The sequence below is a fragment of the Streptococcus sp. P25B114 genome, assembly GCF_053010325.1.
In genome coordinates this window covers 90,906-108,367 of the sequence record NZ_JBRKNW010000002.1, presented here as the reverse complement: position 1 = coordinate 108,367, position 17,462 = coordinate 90,906, and the positions used below count along the sequence as shown (strand labels likewise).

18 protein-coding genes and 1 other annotated feature are annotated in these 17,462 nt (G+C 39.7%); all 18 genes read right to left on the bottom strand.

The features are described 5' to 3' along the window. Positions 1 to 8 precede the first annotated feature (8 nt). The 18 genes from ACVC7T_RS01765 to ACVC7T_RS01680 all read right to left on the bottom strand — a co-directional run bounded on the left by ACVC7T_RS01765 (position 9) and on the right by ACVC7T_RS01680 (position 17,453). Positions 9 to 398: a NisI/SpaI family lantibiotic immunity lipoprotein gene (locus ACVC7T_RS01765; protein WP_105160935.1), complete on the bottom strand. Its 390-nt coding sequence runs from the start codon at positions 396 to 398 to the stop codon at positions 9 to 11. 12 nt (positions 399 to 410) lie between these two features. Then, complete coding sequence (locus ACVC7T_RS01760) at positions 411 to 551, bottom strand: hypothetical protein (RefSeq protein WP_032535054.1); 141 nt, start codon at positions 549 to 551, stop codon at positions 411 to 413. 98 nt (positions 552 to 649) lie between these two features. After that, positions 650 to 1,384 (bottom strand): TraX family protein, encoded by a 735-nt coding sequence (locus tag ACVC7T_RS01755; RefSeq protein WP_447262363.1) that lies wholly within the window; start codon positions 1,382 to 1,384, stop codon positions 650 to 652. 12 nt (positions 1,385 to 1,396) lie between these two features. After that, positions 1,397 to 1,534 carry a hypothetical protein gene (locus ACVC7T_RS01750; RefSeq protein ID WP_172015819.1) on the bottom strand — a complete coding sequence of 46 codons (138 nt, stop codon included), beginning with the start codon at positions 1,532 to 1,534 and terminating at the stop codon, positions 1,397 to 1,399. Between the two features lie 138 nt (positions 1,535 to 1,672). After that, positions 1,673 to 2,839 (bottom strand): ATP-grasp domain-containing protein, encoded by a 1,167-nt coding sequence (locus ACVC7T_RS01745; protein ID WP_447262362.1) that lies wholly within the window; start codon positions 2,837 to 2,839, stop codon positions 1,673 to 1,675. 17 nt (positions 2,840 to 2,856) lie between these two features. Further along, positions 2,857 to 3,603: an esterase family protein gene (locus tag ACVC7T_RS01740; protein WP_447262361.1), complete on the bottom strand. Its 747-nt coding sequence runs from the start codon at positions 3,601 to 3,603 to the stop codon at positions 2,857 to 2,859. Between the two features lie 27 nt (positions 3,604 to 3,630). Further along, entirely contained in the window at positions 3,631 to 4,455 is an 825-nt protein-coding gene (locus ACVC7T_RS01735; RefSeq protein WP_447262360.1) for an alpha/beta hydrolase, read from the bottom strand. A gap of 91 nt (positions 4,456 to 4,546) precedes the next feature. Beyond that, positions 4,547 to 5,575 (bottom strand): DNA glycosylase AlkZ-like family protein, encoded by a 1,029-nt coding sequence (locus ACVC7T_RS01730; RefSeq protein ID WP_447262359.1) that lies wholly within the window; start codon positions 5,573 to 5,575, stop codon positions 4,547 to 4,549. 76 nt (positions 5,576 to 5,651) lie between these two features. Then, a complete protein-coding gene (trmFO, locus tag ACVC7T_RS01725) occupies positions 5,652 to 6,986 on the bottom strand; it encodes a methylenetetrahydrofolate--tRNA-(uracil(54)-C(5))-methyltransferase (FADH(2)-oxidizing) TrmFO (RefSeq protein WP_257056944.1) in 1,335 nt (444 codons plus the stop codon). A 201-nt stretch (positions 6,987 to 7,187) separates the two neighbouring features. After that, positions 7,188 to 7,970, bottom strand: a complete 783-nt coding sequence (locus ACVC7T_RS01720) for an HAD family hydrolase (RefSeq protein WP_447262358.1) — start codon at positions 7,968 to 7,970, stop codon at positions 7,188 to 7,190. A gap of 217 nt (positions 7,971 to 8,187) precedes the next feature. Continuing rightward, positions 8,188 to 8,679, bottom strand: a complete 492-nt coding sequence (locus tag ACVC7T_RS01715) for a hypothetical protein (protein WP_105111800.1) — start codon at positions 8,677 to 8,679, stop codon at positions 8,188 to 8,190. 13 nt (positions 8,680 to 8,692) lie between these two features. Then, positions 8,693 to 12,301, bottom strand: coding sequence for a type IIG restriction enzyme/methyltransferase (locus ACVC7T_RS01710; protein ID WP_447262357.1), 3,609 nt, complete (start codon positions 12,299 to 12,301; stop codon positions 8,693 to 8,695). A 237-nt stretch (positions 12,302 to 12,538) separates the two neighbouring features. Next, the gene (rplL, locus tag ACVC7T_RS01705) at positions 12,539 to 12,904 is read right to left on the bottom strand and encodes a 50S ribosomal protein L7/L12 (RefSeq protein WP_002936483.1); all 366 of its coding nucleotides are present in this window, start codon (positions 12,902 to 12,904) and stop codon (positions 12,539 to 12,541) included. A gap of 71 nt (positions 12,905 to 12,975) precedes the next feature. Next, positions 12,976 to 13,470: a 50S ribosomal protein L10 gene (gene rplJ / locus ACVC7T_RS01700; RefSeq protein WP_002936486.1), complete on the bottom strand. Its 495-nt coding sequence runs from the start codon at positions 13,468 to 13,470 to the stop codon at positions 12,976 to 12,978. Between the two features lie 27 nt (positions 13,471 to 13,497). Further along, positions 13,498 to 13,632 (bottom strand) — a sequence feature (ribosomal protein L10 leader region). A gap of 61 nt (positions 13,633 to 13,693) precedes the next feature. Then, positions 13,694 to 14,281: a ribosome biogenesis GTP-binding protein YihA/YsxC gene (yihA, locus tag ACVC7T_RS01695; protein ID WP_172061880.1), complete on the bottom strand. Its 588-nt coding sequence runs from the start codon at positions 14,279 to 14,281 to the stop codon at positions 13,694 to 13,696. A gap of 54 nt (positions 14,282 to 14,335) precedes the next feature. Beyond that, positions 14,336 to 15,562, bottom strand: a complete 1,227-nt coding sequence (clpX, locus tag ACVC7T_RS01690) for an ATP-dependent Clp protease ATP-binding subunit ClpX (RefSeq protein WP_105123286.1) — start codon at positions 15,560 to 15,562, stop codon at positions 14,336 to 14,338. A 197-nt stretch (positions 15,563 to 15,759) separates the two neighbouring features. Next, complete coding sequence (locus ACVC7T_RS01685; RefSeq protein WP_044992870.1) at positions 15,760 to 16,272, bottom strand: dihydrofolate reductase; 513 nt, start codon at positions 16,270 to 16,272, stop codon at positions 15,760 to 15,762. A gap of 341 nt (positions 16,273 to 16,613) precedes the next feature. Next, entirely contained in the window at positions 16,614 to 17,453 is an 840-nt protein-coding gene (locus ACVC7T_RS01680) for a thymidylate synthase (protein ID WP_447262356.1), read from the bottom strand. Positions 17,454 to 17,462: the final 9 nt, after the last annotated feature.

Below are 17,462 nucleotides of genomic sequence, written 5' to 3'. Positions count from 1 at the left end.
ACAAACTCCTAATTGTTTTCTTTGGATAAATCAACTGTATCAAGTAATGCTTGATAGTCGATTCGGTCTGATTCAGCAATATTATCTTCTAAATCCACCTTATAATAACCATCCTGGACACCGATGGCCCATTCTTTGTTAGTGGTTATATAGAGATTATTCAAGGATACTGTCTTTTTCACTGCCCCTTCTTCTTTGACAACAGGCCAATCCATAAACGGAACTTCTGTTCCTTGAATACTATCTTCGGCAACTTCCTGTTTGCTAACGGCATAGTCTTTTCCTTTGTAATGGAAAGTTTGATAGCCCTCATCAAAGCTAAGGCCTGCTGAAGAGGAAGAACAAGCAGCTAACATTATACTGCCCAAAGCCAGCAAGCTAAATACTTTCTTTTTCATCGTTTCCTCCCTCTAGTATGCCATAAATCGCATACTTTGCAAATCATGGGCGAGCTCTTCTAAGAATAAGGTTTGTTCCATGAGTTCGGCTTTCTCTTTTTCTGAGAATGCCTTTTCTTCCATTCTCTTTGCTTGTAAAAATTTGAATGACATGAGATTTCCTTCTTTCTGTTTCTTATGAGTCTATTTTAGAAAATATTCTAATTACCTTCTCTTACAATTCTGACCTGAAAACTTACAGCTTTGTAAGGTTAGATAAAATAGGCAATGGTTGCCAGTAGCCACAAGTGTAGCGGATAGAAAATGTAAAAGAAATAGCGTGAAAATGCTGTCCGGGGCCCTGCTTGTCCATTATAATGACTTAGAATTGGCAAGACCAAGATAAATAACCAGTCAGCATTGTAGAGCATCATCTGGACAGTCATTTCAATACTTTCATAAGGCTGATAGGACAAAAATAGCAAGAATAGGGCAAATAACCCGTAGAACAAGTTGCGTTTGAATAGTGACTTACGACCTAAATAGGTGATGAGGATGAAGGGCAAGACCACATAGCCACCTTCTGTTAAAAAGGCACCTAAGATGGTCAATAGTCCAACCGATAGGACTTGAAGGATTTGTTGCTTTCTAGTGTGTTCAGCAAAATTTCTAAGACAAACCAACATGGTTAGACCAACAGCTAATGTCAAAAAGATATTGTTACCGATGTAAATATCTTTTGATTGGTAAAGACTGTTTATCAAAACATTTCCAGTGGCCATCAGCCCTGCTGCACCATATAGTCGCAAAAGATAGTTTTTGACATTTCTCGTATGAAGATAGCCTTCAACCAACATGTAGGCAAAGAAAACTGCGACACAGCGAGTCATCATGTGAAAGACCATGCCAAGTTGATTTGGGATAAAACCTGGAATGATATCCAGATGATCCAGAACCATCAAGCCAGCCATAGCGAGTTTCAGTTGATATGCATTGTACGATTTCACCACTTAAACCTCCTAGTACATCCAGTTACGTTGAAAGAGTTCGTGTTCTAATTCGAATAGTAATTCAGCTTGTTTTTCCTGTTTTTCTTGTCGTTTACTTTCTTGTGTTTTACCAAAAATGTGTTTTGCTTGTAAAAATTTGAATGACATAAACTTTCCTTCTCTCTGTTTCTTATGAGTCTATTATAGAAAATAGTTCTGCCTTGTTCCCTTACAGTTCTGACGCAAAAACTTACAAGATTGTAAGAAAAGAAAAAAGACACCATTTCTGGCATCTTTCAATTCATTCTATTTTGTTAAACCAATGTAGGCAATCATTTCATCCAACTCTTCCTTGCTCTCTGTCACAAGGAGGTAGGCATCATTTCCTTGCAATTCTGCAAAGGCATCTGGCATGCGTTTGACGGTTTTAATCTTACCAGCGAATTTCTGATGAATGTCATCTGCAGAGTGAACATAGTCAGTTGTATCACGACGAGTTGCTACCAAGCAGTATTGTGGTTCAAATCTACGTTCCTCAACTGTACCACCTGTTGCAACATTGGCATAATCACGGAAAAGATCAATGGAATGGGCGTAGTTATAGGCTTCAACTGTGAAACCACCTGCCATACGGTTATTGTATTCAATGGCGATATAATCGTCACCTTCCTTGAAAAATTCAATATGGAAAAAACGCTCTCTCATACCAAAAGCCTTGATAATAGCTCTGCCATATTCCACCAACTTAGGATCTAGTTCTTTTTCGATAAAGTAGGCATTGTCCTTCTTGGTTTGCATCAATTCAAATGGAGTATGAACATAGGTTAAGCCTGTTTCAAAAATAACATTGCCGTCATGGTCTAACAAACCATCATAAGTAGTGATAATACTTGAATTGACGAATTTTTCAAAGAAATAGACAGTGGTTCTATCCCAGTTTTCAATAAATCGATCAAAATCTTCTTTATTCTCGATTTTGAAGGTACCAGATGCACCAACACCATTATCTGGCTTAGCAATCATGGGGAAACCAACATTCTTCAAGGCTCTACCAAAATCACGTTCTGTTTTGACAACAACACCAGGAACGACTGGAACACCTGCTTTTTTGAAATATTTTTTCATCTCAGACTTAAATTTAGTCTTTTTCAGGTGTTTTGGCTTAGCTCCAAAGATATTAAATTGTTCACGGAGAGCCGCATCATTTTCAAGCCAATGCTCATTGTGGGATTCCACACGGTCAATAGGGCCGTGCTTGTATATCAAGAAGGCAGCTGCACGCTTGACTTCATCAATATTTTCCAAATCTTCCACACGGAAGTATTCTGTAAGGGCATGGCGGAGCTCCTCAGGCAGTTGGTCGTAGGGTTCTTGCCCGATACCTAGAACCGTAACGCCTTCTTTTTTAGCCAATTCAATGGTGAACGGTTGAAAATTTTCTGGATAAAAAGGTGAAATAACGAGATAATTCATAGGTAGTCCTTTCTAGCTTAAAGTCCGATAGAATGGAGGAAGAATGGCATTTGTTTTCTCCACCAAACCCAATCATGCGCCACATCCGTACCCCAGGTATCGAACCAAGCTGGGATATTTTTCTCTTCAAAGGCACGCTTGAGCTTGTAGAATGAATCCAATCCATCTTGCTCCCAATCGCCCAAACCTGTGCAGACAATGATATCTGCTTGGCGGTATTTATCAATAAACCAGCCATCGTTTTGGTTCCAGATGTAGTCTGCTGGTGAATTTTGATAAACAGCACCATCATAGCCATAGTCTTGATTGTTGTTAAAGAAACGAGCATCATAGATACCTGAAAGCGCGATGACTTTTGTAAATACATCTGGATGCTGGAGGAAGAAATTCAGCGCGTGGTAGGCCCCCATTGAGCAACCAGTTGTCATCATACCATCAAACCAGCCAGTTTTATGTTTAATAAATGGAATCGCTTCTTCAATCACATAACGCTCATAGGCACGGTGAGCTTCAGCTTTATCATGAATAGACTTCCAGTCTGCCAACCAACTTTCCTTATCGTGACTGGTTAGGGTGAAAAATTGAACATGACCAGCCTCGATAGAGCCACGACAAGCTTCAATCATTCCAAAATCTGCGAATTCATTGTACGAACCGCCTGATGAGGCAAAAACAACTACTGGAATACCCGCGTGACCATATCTGTTCACATTCATTTCTCGACCAAGATGGCCAGACCAGTGACTTAAAAATTCTACATGCATATTCATTCTCCTAACTAATTCTTTACATTACCACTTTTCGCTTAAAAAGCGCAAGCAATCTGGCAAATAAGCTGCCCAGGCTTCCTCATTATGGACGGCACCAGAAACAACTTCCAAGGCGATATTGTCCAAATCAACGCCTCCCGCTATCAATTGACGATAGTAGGTCAGCGAGGAATTGATATAGGCCTGTTTGATATTACCTGCCATGAGGGTCTTGTCGGTATCATCCGCTTCTTCTGTTCCGACGTAGATATAAACTCGTTGATTTTTATCCAGTGCTTGTCGCTCAATATAGCGGTCAAAGGCTTCTTGATGGAGCCAGTTAGCTGATGAAAATACTCCCAGACAGCCAATTTGGTCCTGATAGGCCAATCCCATAAACTGAGTGATATTACCGCCAAGTGATGAGCCAATCATGGCGGTGTGAGGCTTGTCAGGCTTGGTGCGATAGGTTTGGTCAATGAAGGGCTTGACCACATCCATGACAAATTCAGCATACAGGGTCCCTTTCCCACCAAACTGAATACCAGGAATGCCCATCTCGCTATACTTCCAAGCAGCATATTCATGCATGCGCTCCAAACCATCATTGTCTATGGCCACAATAATCATTTTTTCAATATCAGGATTTCGTTTGATAGTTGGAATCACCTTCCAGGAATATCCTGAAAAGGCTTCTTTACTATACAAGACATTTTGTCCGTCATGAAAATAGACAACTGGGTAGGTTTTATCCACATCTTCCTCATATCCTTTTGGCAATAAGACACGGACTCGGCGTTTTCTAGTAGTAAATGGCACTTCCAATTCATGCGTTTTCATATCCAAATAAAAGTAGGACTTATTCATTGCTATCTCTTTCTAAACAGTGTTTTTAGTATTATACCACAGATTTTCTGAAATATTCAGAAAATTTAGTTATATTACGTCATTTTTCGGATTATCCGAACAATTTTTGCTCAGTTTTCAAGCGTTCCTCGTAGACTCGACGGTAACGTTCCAGGTCTTTTAGTTCACGATTGGTCAGATTTTCAAATATAGCCAATTCAATCCTGTCCTTATCACGTCGCCAGGTCGCAACCAGTCGTCCTTTGTAGAAAACAACTGGTTTGACAATGCCTGTCAGCGTATAAATCTGCCGAATATGCTTGGGATCAAAGAAGGGATTGGCTTTCTTTTCGTAACCTAGCAAAAGTTGGTCAAAACCTGCAATGAAGAGGCAGTCTGGTACTTCTGCTTCTTCTAATTTTCCTAGATAGAAGCGTTCTTCCCCTGCTACTTCTATAGTTTTCAAATCCAATTGTTTCATCCAATTTAGGACCGTAGATTTATTTTCCTTGAAGTAGTAACGGGCATCCGCTAAGCTGACAGGACCAAAACCTGAAAAATACCGCCGTGCGATTTCCAACTCTGCTTTTTCCCGTGAAAGTGGCTGAAAGTCTGTCAGGCGATGAAAACGTTTGGCACCGTACTCCTGATAGACTTCCCCACGCTCGACCATGTAGCGAAAAAGCCCGCCCCAAGCGTTGAAAACTTGCTTCTCCTCTACCTGCGTCATTTTTTCCGCACGACAGAGGATTTTCAGCTCCTCGCGGGTCATAGGGGCTTGTTCCAAGGCTTCTAGGATGATCCGATGATACTTCTGCTTGGTTTGAGGTGAAAAATCATCGCGACCGACGGTTTGAAGATAGTCGGTACTAGCCATCCGCCCCTCGTGGATATAGAGAGGAATTTCTGACTTGAGATAGGCATGAACCGTTCGCCGAATGGACCACTGACGAGTCAGCTCCTCCTGCCAGCTACCCTCGTGAAAATCCTCCGCTGTCATTCGGTTACGAAATCCGACATGAACATAGGGTTGAAACTGAGCCTGTAAACCATTGAGATTTTGGCAGATTCTCTGGGCAGACTGGGGTGTCAATAAGCCCTGCTTCTGCAAGATAATCCCCTTCCAAGTATCGTGATTCATCGTGTTTCTCCTTCGGTTTTCTAACCCCAGTATAACACAAAAGACACCCGGAGGTGTCTGGAGATAACTGATTATCTTAGTAAGTCAAAAACTCTTCCAAGTCCTTGAGAGAACGCTCTGCTATTGCCTCATAACGCTCCTTCTTATCGCGGATCCGCGGTCCGTCCAGCTCCTTAATGATGCCAAAGTTGACATTCATAGGCTGGAAGTGCTTGCTTTCGGTGTGGGTGATGTAGAATGGCAAAGCACCGATGGCTGTGGTCTGTGGGAAGATGACTGGGTCTTCGCCACGGAAACGGCGAACAGCGTTGATACCGGCCACTAAACCAGAAGCGGCAGACTCAACATAGCCTTCTACTCCTGTCATTTGACCTGCAAAGAAAAGATTGGGATTTTTCTTGGTGGCAAAGGTCTGTTCCAATAAGTTTGGCGAATCCATGTAGGAATTGCGGTGCATAACACCATAGCGGACAAATTCCGCATTTTCAAGTCCTGGAATCATCTGGAAGACTCGCTTCTGCTCACCCCACTTGAGATGGGTTTGGAAGCCTACGATGTTGTAGAGGCTGCCAGCTGCGTTGTCCTGACGGAGTTGGACAACTGCGTAAGGTGTCTTGTATTCGCCATCACGCGGCCCCTTGTAGTCTTCTGGATATTCCAGACCAACTGGCTTCATTGGACCATACAACATGGTTTTGATACCACGTTTGGCCATGACCTCAATAGGCATACAGCCCTCAAAGTATTTTTCTTTTTCAAAGGAATTAAGCGGTGCTTCCTCAGCTGAAATCAAAGCTTCGTAAAAAGCGGTGAACTGCTCCTTGTTCATCGGAGCATTGAGATAGGCAGCCTCTCCCTTGTCATAACGAGACTTGAGATAGACTAAATCCATGTTAATGGTCGAGCTGTCCACAATCGGTGCTGCCGCATCGTAGAAGTAAAAACCGTCGCCACCATTAAGCGCGTGAATCTTCTCCGCCAAGGCGTCAGATGTCAAAGGCCCCGTCGCAATAACTGTAATAGCATCGTCAGGAATGTCCGTAATCTCGCCACGAATGACCTCAATCAGTGGGTGATTGTGAATCTCATCTGTGACCGCTTGGGAGAAATTCTCACGGTCCATGGCCATGGCACCGCCAGCAGGCACACGGTGAGCTTCACCAGCCCGCATGATAATGGAATCCAAGCGACGCATTTCTTCCTTGAGAAGACCGACAGCGTTGGTCAAACTATCACCACGGAAAGAGTTAGAACAAACCAACTCCGCAAACTTGTCGGTCTTGTGCTGGGGCGTCGGCTTGACACCACGCATCTCGTAGAGTTTGACGGGAATGCCACGCTTGGCAATTTGATAAGCTGCTTCTGAGCCGGCCAAACCAGCTCCGATAACGTTAATGTGGGTTTGAGACATGAAACTAATACCTCTAGCCAGACTAGCTGACTACTGTTTGGGAATGACCCAAAACAGAACCTTTCTAATTTTTATACCTAACCAGTATATCAGAAAATGACTGGAAAAGACAAAAACTACTCTCATCCTAGGAAAGTAGTTTGATAGTATTTACATAATAAAATGTACATAAATATTAGTTGATAGAAGTAACTATAACGCTTATCCTTGAAGTGAGACTAGCTCTGAAATATCCTCAATTACTTCAAACTTCCATCCTAAATCTCGATAAGCTTGAATCTCCTCTGGAGAATAGGGGAAAGTGTTCAAAAGTATAGCATCTATACCTAGCTCTTGCGCGATTGCAATATCTGTAGTCAAATCATTTCCAACTAGAACCGTTTCAGTAGGATCCAGCTGGTTCTCATTCAAGACGCCTTGTAAAAATTCTGGTTCAGGTTTTTTGATTCGATAATCAGAGGAAATGTATATGCCTTCAATATATTCAGCACAACCAGTCATTTCAATTTCAGCCTGCGTAAAAACACGTTGAGCATTGGAAAGTATATAGAGACGATTACCCTTATCCTTTAGATAAGCAAGTGTTGACAAGGTATTGGCATAAGTCGTCAATTTCTCACGTGACAGGATTCTAAATATGGAAGCTACCATTTGACCAAAGGTTTTTAAATCTGCTGGTTCATTCTTAGTTGGCCGGCGGTATTTTTCATCCTTTAGTAATTGAATAAAGACTTTCTCAAGGTCAATTTCAACGTTTTCGTAAGGACTAATCCGAATCAAATCTAGCTCGGCCTCACTGGCTTTTTCTTGAAAGGAACTCCTTAACTGACGTGCACCATAAGTACAACCAAAAGAATGGTAAATTTCAGCTAACTTTTCCCATAGTTCTAACTTGTTTTCATCCGTTATAATATCTACCAAGGTACCATAAAAGTCAAAAATATAATTCTTGTATCTTTTCATGAAACTTTCTCCAACAATCATTATATACTATTATACCGAAAACTGAAATCGTTTGCAATAAGAACTTCGTCATCATTTAATGAATTATAAAAAATATTTTATATAACGAATCTACTAATAATAAATCTAACATTTTAAAAGGTTGATCAGCTTATAAAAATGTTTCGAGTGAAAGTTGTATTAAAGAACAAGTGATTATCTTTTTCAAGATTCTTTCTAAGTCAAGTAAATCTCACTTTCACTTAAATGTATTTGAAATGACACTAACTAATCTATCAATTCCATTCTCAACTCCCCAGCTTACACTAGCACTAAGAGCCATTGCAAGTATCGGGTGCTTTTCAAAGAAAGTTTGATGGTTATTAACTTTTCCGACTTCTTGTACCTCATTTAAAATTGTCACTAATTCTGTCTGTTCTTCTTCATCTAATGTCCTAGAGTACTCTCTGATATTCTCAAATACACTCTCAATTTCCATATCAGTACAGGTAATGTTTAACGCATTATTTTGTCCACCAATCTGTGAGTTTATCAAATCTCCATTAACAGAAACATGAGTACTATTATCTTGATGATATTCGTTAAAGTTTAGTGCTGTTTTAGAGGAATCTAGTTGTGTTGGAAGGATAACAGGCTTTATCTTCTTATTAGCTCTCTTCACCATTTTATTCGTTTCTCTGACTAAATTTCTCTCAATATCTCTGAATTGACTTTGCAAACTTTTTGCCATTTATACCTACTTTCTATACTTCAAATTCTCTAACGGTCTGTTTCTCTTCTTCAGTTAGTTCAAACAAATCCATGACAAGTTCATCAATTTCCTGATTAAGCTGATTGACTTTTTCAGTTTCAGGAGAATCTTTTTTCATTTCTTCCATCAGTTGTTCAACAAGCTGTGCTAATTCTTCTTGCTGGGAATCAGTGGCAGCTGGAATTGGGAATTGACCTAATTCATTTGCCTTAAATTGAGGGAATACTCTTCGTTGGAATTTGTCAAACTTCATCATAAACCATAATGAAATTGCTTTTGAATTGATTACACCTAACAAATAAAGAGGATTTACTTCTATATCTCCAATGATATTGGAATTTCTATCGTTGATTAAATGTTCATCGGTATACGCTGCTTCAATTGAATAAGATTTGTAGGAAGGTATTTGCCTAACAATTAACCTAGGATTTTGAAAATTTACTGAAGGTCTTGGTTCTGAAAGATGTACACCGTATTTAATATACTCGCCGTTCCAAGATAATTTATATCTAGAAACATTTTTTCCCTCGAGATATTTTACATAGGAATCATCAATTTTTTTAGATGAATGATAAATCCGAGCTTTTACATCTTCTTCTGTTTGCTTCGGATTACCTCTCCCTTTTCTATATGCTTCTATGCCAACTCCTATGTTTGCTAACTTAGAATCATTTATTCCCCTAATTTTATCAATTCGTTCATATGCCGAAATTGCTGACTTATACTTGACCATCGAGATTGAAAATGTTGGAATTTCTCCAAAGAAATCTGACGCAACTCGTCCGACAGTGTTGAACTCGCCGTGATACAATTCTGCTACTTCAATCCAGTTTGGCGCATTCTTCTTGAAGAAAATGATACAGTTATCCACGCTAGCATCCGCAAAAATTTTGTCCAGAGAATTTATCAAGACAACATCACTTGTCTGCTCCGTGATAAACTGACGAACCCTTGAATTGGTCTGAATGGTCAAAAAGTTATTTGGAATGATATAGGAGAATGTCCCACCTTTACGCAAGAGCTGATAAGCCAATTCCATAAATATAGTATAGGTATTGGCTTGGTATTCACTTACTTGATAAGTCCTTGAGTAGTAGGCTTTCATCTCATCAGTAAAGGACTGATTACGAGCAAAGATATAAGGCGGATTCCCAATGACAAGGTCAAAGCCGATAAATTCGCCAGCTTCTCCCAAAATCTCAGGAAATTCCATTCGCCATTCCATACCTTTAGCGAATAATGGATTTTTCAGTCTGTATTCCAATTCCTTTTCAGCTTTTGCTAGTCGCTTATTTAATTCCGCTACTTCTTTAGAGTTTTTATTCTCTTCCTCAAATAAGCTAATGGCACCAGCCTTATTTCGTTCGGATATGAGCCGAGATAATTTCTTTAATTCAGGACTTGAAGCCGTATCATCAAAGGAATGTTTGAGCCTTTCAATTTTCTCCCAGATTTCTGCTTTTACTCGTTTATTATTCGTCTCCTTATAGTCTTTAACTAGAGATAGATAGTCCTTGAAATCTGTTTTTCTCATATCAAATTCATAGTCAAAATCAAACTTATGTAAGAGACTATCGCCTACTTTAATATTGATATCGATATTTGGCAAAGTCGTCAAAACAGGTTGGTTAGTATCAGTATCCTGATAGTAATAAGAAGACTTCAAGAGTTCAATCCAGAGACGCAAACGGCAAATATTGACCGAACTTGGGTTAATATCCACTGCAAAGAGCGAATTTTCCAGAATATGCCTCTTCTGGTTGAAAATTGCCTTTTGAATTTGTTCTGACTGCTGATTACCTGTCTGATACAAAAAATTATTTCCAGACATATCTTGAATGACTAGCTCATCATTAATAACATAACATTGAATCAGGTTTCCAATATAGTTGCCATCAGCGTCAAACAAAACATTTAAATCACTTTTAAGAGCAATAATTTCATTCAGGACTGATACGAGGAAGTGACCGGATCCAACCGCTGGGTCACAAACCTTCAAACTGTCAATCGCATCTGATACCTTTTTAGCAATCTGAGCATTACATATGTTAAACTTTATATCTTCGATTGTTTCACACTGCCAGTCGAGTGCCTCATTGACTTTGTCCACTGCTGCTGTACGAATCGCTTTACGTGACATATACATGGTAATATTGCCTGGCGTATAAAAAGAGCCTTCACGGTAGCCGTTGATTTTCTCAAAAATTAATCCCAGAACTGACGCATTGATAAGGTCATTCTTAGATTTCTCATGGTGGCTGATGGAGGTCGAGAAGTCATAAGAATCCAAAAACTCAAAGAGATAATCAATAAAATTGATGTTCCCTTTTTTACGTTTTTTATCTACACCTTTAAGAGCTGTTTTGGAGAAAATTTCAATATCTCCCTCTGGTAATCTATCAATACCAATCCCATCTCTAGAAATTTCTAATTCTGTTTCTTCAAACAGTGATGAGTTCAGATAAGGGACATAACCGAACTTTTCTTGCATTCGATCATTTCTTTCCGATACTTTCTTAGCAAGTACAGCAAAGAATAAGCTATAAATCTCCTCAAAGTTAGGCAGTTTTTCATAGGTCAAGAACCTATAAGATTCATCTTTGTTGAACAACACCAGCTGAGATTCTAACAGTTTCAAAAATAGAATCCTATTTGTCCAGACAACTGTTAGTTGAATAGCAATGTCTTCCTGCATTTCTTTTGGAACATCTTTCATCTCCAATTTATCAATGATATTCTCAACAAAAGAATACCGTTGGCGTTTAGCAGGTTTCAAACGTGAAATAATTTTTGAAGTCCCTGACTTCGTTTCTTCTAGCCCCATCAAATAAAGCAATTCATCATAGAAATTCTTATTGAGTTTATTTGAATCAGTAAAAATCTCTTTATTGAGAAGATTCTCTGCTGTGAAGAATCGATAAAGCTGAGTCAGATTATTTTTCTTGATTTCAATATACTTACTGGTCTTAACTAGAGCTTGACTAAGATCAAAGTGAGCAATAACGATTCCCTTTTCAATTGCTTTGTCAATTTCTGGTGCAATAACCTCACTATAAAGGAAATCTGTTTTATTGCTAGAAAGTTGATTATTTCTGAACTTTGTCACGAGGTCAACTAGCTTTTTATTTTTGAAAAAATATTTTTCAAATTCTTTAGCCTCTATCACAAACCAAGATAGGCCATTTGTGATAATACACTTTTTGATTTCTAAATTTTTATTAAATAGGCGTTCTTGTAGGTAATAATAAACAACTTCTTGAAGTGCTTTGGAATTGATTTTTTCCGTTGACATCATTTCAGACTTGTTAGTCAAACTCTTGCATTCAAAAAGAATACCTAGTGACGAATTGGCGTCTTTACCATTATAGATAGCAAGGTCTATTCGACTAGAAGTATTAATAAAATTATAAGGCAATACACTTTCTAAAAATCCCTTGAGAAGATTTTTCTGGTATTCCTCTGACTCATCCTCTTTGTCTTTTAAATGAGTCAAATAACTAACCAATTTTTGATTAAATACCTCTTTTTCTTCATCAAGTGGCATAATTGCTTGAACAGAGCGATTCATACTCTCTTTTAATGTAATTCCCTTTATTGCCATGAAATAGACTCCTAAACTGATTTATCTAAGAGCTGATAGTATTAGTCTATTGTGTAAGCAATAGACTAAGGGTACCCTTAGCGATATATATACATATTATACCATAAATAAAACCCCACCAAGATTTAATCTTGGTGGGGTTTTGGTGGGGAATAACATTCTCCCAATTTTTTATCGCTCTAAGCAATTCTAAAACCTTGAATTACTAGGCTTCCGCAATCAAATTGCGATACTCTATTATTTAAGAGTAACTGAAGCGCCAGCTTCTTCCAATTTAGCTTTGATTTCTTCAGCTTCTGCAGTTGCAACGCCTTCTTTAACCATAGCTGGTGCACCGTCAACAAGCTCTTTAGCTTCTTTAAGACCAAGACCAGTGATTTCACGTACAACTTTGATAACGCCAACTTTTTTGTCGCCAGCAGATGTCAATTCTACGTCGAATGAATCTTTAGCTTCTTCAGCAGCACCACCAGCTGCAGCAACAGCTACAGGAGCAGCCGCAGTTACACCAAATTCTTCTTCGATAGCTTTTACAAGATCGTTAAGCTCAAGGATAGTAGCTTCTTTAATTTCAGCAATAATGTTTTCAATGTTCAATGCCATTGTGATTTTCCTCCAATTTAGGTTTTTAAATAGTTTGTAGCACTAAGCAGCTACGCTCTGACGCGATTTGATTAAGCTGCGTCTTCTTTTTCTGCAACAGCTTTGACAGCGTATGCAACGTTGCGAACTGGCGCTTGAAGTACAGAAAGCAACATAGAAAGCATGCCTTCGCGGTTTGGCAATGTAGCAAGTGCTTCGATTTCTTCTTTAGAAGAAACTTTACCTTCTACAGCTCCACCTTTGATTTCAAGAGCATCAGCAGTTTTCGCGAAATCGTAAATTGTTTTTGCTGGAGCAACTGCATCATTTGAGAATGCAACCGCAGATGGACCTACAAACAATTCTGCAAGACCTTCAAGACCAGCTTGCTCAGCAGCACGACGCAAGATTGAGTTTTTGATAACTTTGTACTCAACTTCTGCACCACGCAAGTTACGACGGAGAACTGTATCTTGTTCTACTGTCAAACCACGCGCATCAACCACAACGATAGATGTTGCAGCTTTCATTTGCTCAGCAACGGCATTCACTAATTCCGCTTTTTTAGCGATAATAGCTTCTGACATTTCGTTTACCTCCGTTTTTATTTTGGGCTAGGCACAAAAAAATCGCACCTAAACCTAGACACGAAAGTACAAACACGTTTATATCCATAATCGTTTTGTGCCTCGGTAGGATGTTTATGAGTCTAGCTCCCCTACTGTCTTAGGTCAGTTTTTTCAAACCTCAATTATGATAACATAGTCTAGTTTAGAATGCAAGAAAAATATCTCTATTTTTTTATTTTTGTTAGATTTCACTCAGAATAGCATCCCAGGCCTGGTCATAGCCATGTCGAGTTTCAGATGAAAAGACGACAAACTGGTCATTCTTATCAAAATCCAATTTCTTTTTGATAATGGATTCATGCTTGTTCCACTTGCCACGTGGAATTTTGTCGGCTTTGGTAGCAACGACAATGACTGGGATTTCATAATATTTTAGAAATTCGTACATCTGAACATCATCGGCAGATGGCTCATGACGCATATCTACCAGACTAACCACCACGCGGAGATTATCTCGACTGGTCAGATATTCCTCAATCATCTTGCCCCACTTTTCGCGCTCAGTCTTGGAAACCTTGGCATAACCGTAGCCCGGCACATCAACAAAACGGATTTTATCATCGATATTATAAAAATTCAGTTGCTGGGTTTTTCCAGGTTTGCCTGACGTCCGAGCCAGGTTTTTACGCCCCAGCAAGGTATTGATAAAGGACGATTTTCCAACATTGGACCGTCCAGCCAGGGCAATCTCTGGAATATCATCATCTGGGTACTGGGTCTTTGAAACTGCACTCAGTAAAATCTCTGCATTATGGGTATTGATTTCCATATTTTCCCCTTTCTCTGAAAAAGGAGGCGGTCAATTGACACCTCCTGATGAATTTTAGGCAGTTTCTAGCTCAGGTTTTCCTTCACCGTCTACTGCTGCTTTTGTCACACGAACCTTCTTGACATCGTCTTGACTCGGCACTTCAAACATCACATCCAACATGGTCTCTTCGATGATAGAACGAAGTCCACGTGCACCAGTTTTACGCTCGATGGCCTTTTTGGCAATTTCCTGCAAAGCATCTTCTTCAAATTCCAACTCGACATCATCATAAGAAAGCAAGGTCTGGTACTGCTTAACAAGAGCATTTCGAGGCTCTGTCAGGATACGTACTAGGTCATCCTCAGTCAATTGGTCCAGAGCTGCAAAGACAGGCAAGCGACCAATCAATTCTGGAATGATACCGAATTTCTGAATATCATCCGCGATAATGTGCTGCATATAAGAATCTTTTTCTTCAATAGCACGGTTGTTTTGACCGAAACCAATGATTTTCTCACCCAGACGCTGTTTAACAATTTCTTCAATACCGTCAAAGGCACCGCCAACGATAAAGAGAATGTTCTTGGTATCGACGTGAATCATCTCTTGGTTTGGATGTTTGCGTCCGCCCTGAGGTGGCACGCTGGCAACCGTTCCCTCGATAATTTTCAGGAGAGCTTGCTGGACCCCTTCGCCGGATACATCGCGGGTGATGGACACATTTTCACCTTTTTTGGCAATTTTATCAATTTCATCCACATAGATAATCCCTCTTTCTGCACGGTCAATATTGAAATCCGCCGCCTGCAAGAGTTTGAGGAGGATATTTTCTACGTCTTCACCAACATAACCCGCCTCAGTAAGAGCGGTCGCATCGGCAATAGCAAACGGGACATTCAAACTTTTAGCCAAGGTCTGAGCTAGGAAGGTTTTTCCTGAACCAGTCGGGCCAATCATGAGGATATTTGATTTTTGCAAATCAACATCGTTCTCATCACGGCTATCTTGGAAATTGATACGTTTGTAGTGGTTGTAAACGGCTACTGCTAAAGCACGTTTTGCACGATCCTGTCCGATGACGTAGTTGTTCAGGATATTGAGTAATTCTTGTGGCTTTGGCGTATCGGCCAAGTCTGTCAAAACTTCTTCTGCCAGTTCCTCACGAATGATTTCCTGTGCTAGTTCCACGCACTCATTACAAATGAAGACATTGTTCCCTGCGATAATTTTTTTAACTTCTTCTTGATTTTTTCCGCAAAATGAGCAATAGATTAGCTCATGTGTATGCTTAACAGCCATGTGTTTCCTCTTTCATATCTCTTATCTAAATAAAAATCCATAAATGGCGTGAATACTATTGACCAGATTGGTAAAAGCATTCAGTAAAAATAAAATTGCTAAACCAAAACGTTTCTTCCGAAAGGCTTGAATCGCACAAAGAACACAAATCCCACAGAGAAATGCTGTAAATAAACCGAATAAACTTCTCTCCATGCCTAACCATCTCTTCTTTCATAGGTTTTTATTGTAAAATCATACGGGTTTTTCTCGTCTTTTGGACGTAAATTGGCGCTTTGTAGCTGAAATTTCTCCATAGGAAATGCTTTCGGAAAATACACATCGCCATTAAATTGACCGTGAATATCTGTCACTATTAAAGCTTCAATGTAAGGTGCAAAAGCAGTAAAAATTTGTCCCCCACCAAGCACAAATAGAGTATGCTCCTGTTTGTTATACCAATCTAGGACATCTTCCACACTGTGTAAAATGGTAACATGTTCATTCTCTAGTTGATAGGTTTTATCTGTAGTCAAAACGATGGTGTGACGATTGGGAAGAGCACGTTTACCCATGCCGTCGAAGGTTATACGTCCCATTACCATAGTATGACCAGTGGTCGTTTCTTTAAAATGAGCCCAGTCTGCAGGTAAATACCATGGAAGTCTATCCCCTTTTCCAATCAATCCATTTTCATCTTGTGCCCAAATTGCAACTATCTTCTTTGTCATTTTCTCTCACTTTCCGTCCTATCATTCTATCAAAAAAACATGAAAAATGCACTTACCAAGTAGGCCAAGCGCAAATTTTTATCATGTTGAAACTATCACCGACTCCTTCCTCAGAGATAGGGAAGATACCGAGATTCGTAGAATGTGAATCTCGCTGGTACTGGAAAGCCCCCCTCATCTTAAATCGCTAAGTCAAATTTGAGTTGCGTTTTAACTGGCTTCGAAAGTCTGAGTATAGACTGTTGAAGGTTGGAAGTGAAACAGTTCGGGGAACTGTTTCAGCCCGAGCCTAAAAATAAAGAAGCGAGGTAAAAGAACGAAGTTCTTCACTGCTAATCCAGTTAAATTGCTAAATCGAATTTTAACTGCGGTTTAACTGGATTGTAGTCCACCAAGTCAAAATCTTCTGCCTTAATATCAAAGAAATTGGTGCCGTCTGGGACATTGAGAACTAAATGTGGTTCTACTTCCGACGGGGTTCGACGGAGCAATTCCTCAGCCTGTTCAAACTGATTGTCATAGATGTGAAGATTGTTGATGAAATAGAAAAACTTCCCAACCTTCCAGCCAAAATGTTTAGCAATCATCATCTGAAGGGCTACATACTGCATAGCATTGATATGGTGGGCTACCAACATATCATTTGACCGTTGAGTTAGAGTTGCATCCAGATAAATCTCCCCATCCACTCTACGAACATCAAACATGGTCTGAAAGGCACATGGCAAGAGACCAGCGGATTGGTCAAAGGCTTCATAATCCCATAAGGAAATCACATTGCGGCGATTCCATGGATTTTCTTCCAATTGCTTGAGAATTTTTGAAATGATGTCGTGTTTTTTCACAATAGCACCATAACGTTCTCCGATGGTCCCTGTTCCCTCAACTTCCCAGTCATTCCAATACTGGACGCCATACTTTTCTTGTAAAACAGACAAGTCATTAGTCTGATCTTGGTAAATCCAGAGAATTTCTTTAATGGCTGACTTGATTGGGATAGGTCTTAATGTAGTAATAGGGAACTCGCCCTTGGCTAAGTCATACTCTGCAAAGGCACCTGTAATGTACTTGGAATTCGCTACATTTCCATCCTTGTAACGAGGGCGAGCATTCTCCGAAAAAACGCCCTCTTCCATAATCTTACGAATGTTTTCTTTAAAAATAATATCTGCTTTTGTCATGCAACTATT

Bases quoted from the DNA above. Each gene is read 5' to 3' on its own strand.
- ACVC7T_RS01765 (WP_105160935.1), bottom strand. From the start codon at position 398: ATGAAAAAGAAAGTATTTAGCTTGCTGGCTTTGGGCAGTATAATGTTA.
- ACVC7T_RS01760 (WP_032535054.1), bottom strand. From the start codon at position 551: ATGTCATTCAAATTTTTACAAGCAAAGAGAATGGAAGAAAAGGCATTC.
- ACVC7T_RS01750 (WP_172015819.1), bottom strand. From the start codon at position 1,534: ATGTCATTCAAATTTTTACAAGCAAAACACATTTTTGGTAAAACACAA.
- ACVC7T_RS01745 (WP_447262362.1), bottom strand. From the start codon at position 2,839: ATGAATTATCTCGTTATTTCACCTTTTTATCCAGAAAATTTTCAACCG.
- ACVC7T_RS01740 (WP_447262361.1), bottom strand. From the start codon at position 3,603: ATGCATGTAGAATTTTTAAGTCACTGGTCTGGCCATCTTGGTCGAGAA.
- ACVC7T_RS01735 (WP_447262360.1), bottom strand. From the start codon at position 4,455: ATGAATAAGTCCTACTTTTATTTGGATATGAAAACGCATGAATTGGAA.
- ACVC7T_RS01730 (WP_447262359.1), bottom strand. From the start codon at position 5,575: ATGAATCACGATACTTGGAAGGGGATTATCTTGCAGAAGCAGGGCTTA.
- trmFO (WP_257056944.1), bottom strand. From the start codon at position 6,986: ATGTCTCAAACCCACATTAACGTTATCGGAGCTGGTTTGGCCGGCTCA.
- ACVC7T_RS01720 (WP_447262358.1), bottom strand. From the start codon at position 7,970: ATGATTGTTGGAGAAAGTTTCATGAAAAGATACAAGAATTATATTTTT.
- ACVC7T_RS01715 (WP_105111800.1), bottom strand. From the start codon at position 8,679: ATGGCAAAAAGTTTGCAAAGTCAATTCAGAGATATTGAGAGAAATTTA.
- ACVC7T_RS01710 (WP_447262357.1), bottom strand. From the start codon at position 12,301: ATGGCAATAAAGGGAATTACATTAAAAGAGAGTATGAATCGCTCTGTT.
- rplL (WP_002936483.1), bottom strand. From the start codon at position 12,904: ATGGCATTGAACATTGAAAACATTATTGCTGAAATTAAAGAAGCTACT.
- rplJ (WP_002936486.1), bottom strand. From the start codon at position 13,470: ATGTCAGAAGCTATTATCGCTAAAAAAGCGGAATTAGTGAATGCCGTT.
- yihA (WP_172061880.1), bottom strand. From the start codon at position 14,281: ATGGAAATCAATACCCATAATGCAGAGATTTTACTGAGTGCAGTTTCA.
- clpX (WP_105123286.1), bottom strand. From the start codon at position 15,562: ATGGCTGTTAAGCATACACATGAGCTAATCTATTGCTCATTTTGCGGA.
- ACVC7T_RS01685 (WP_044992870.1), bottom strand. From the start codon at position 16,272: ATGACAAAGAAGATAGTTGCAATTTGGGCACAAGATGAAAATGGATTG.
- ACVC7T_RS01680 (WP_447262356.1), bottom strand. From the start codon at position 17,453: ATGACAAAAGCAGATATTATTTTTAAAGAAAACATTCGTAAGATTATG.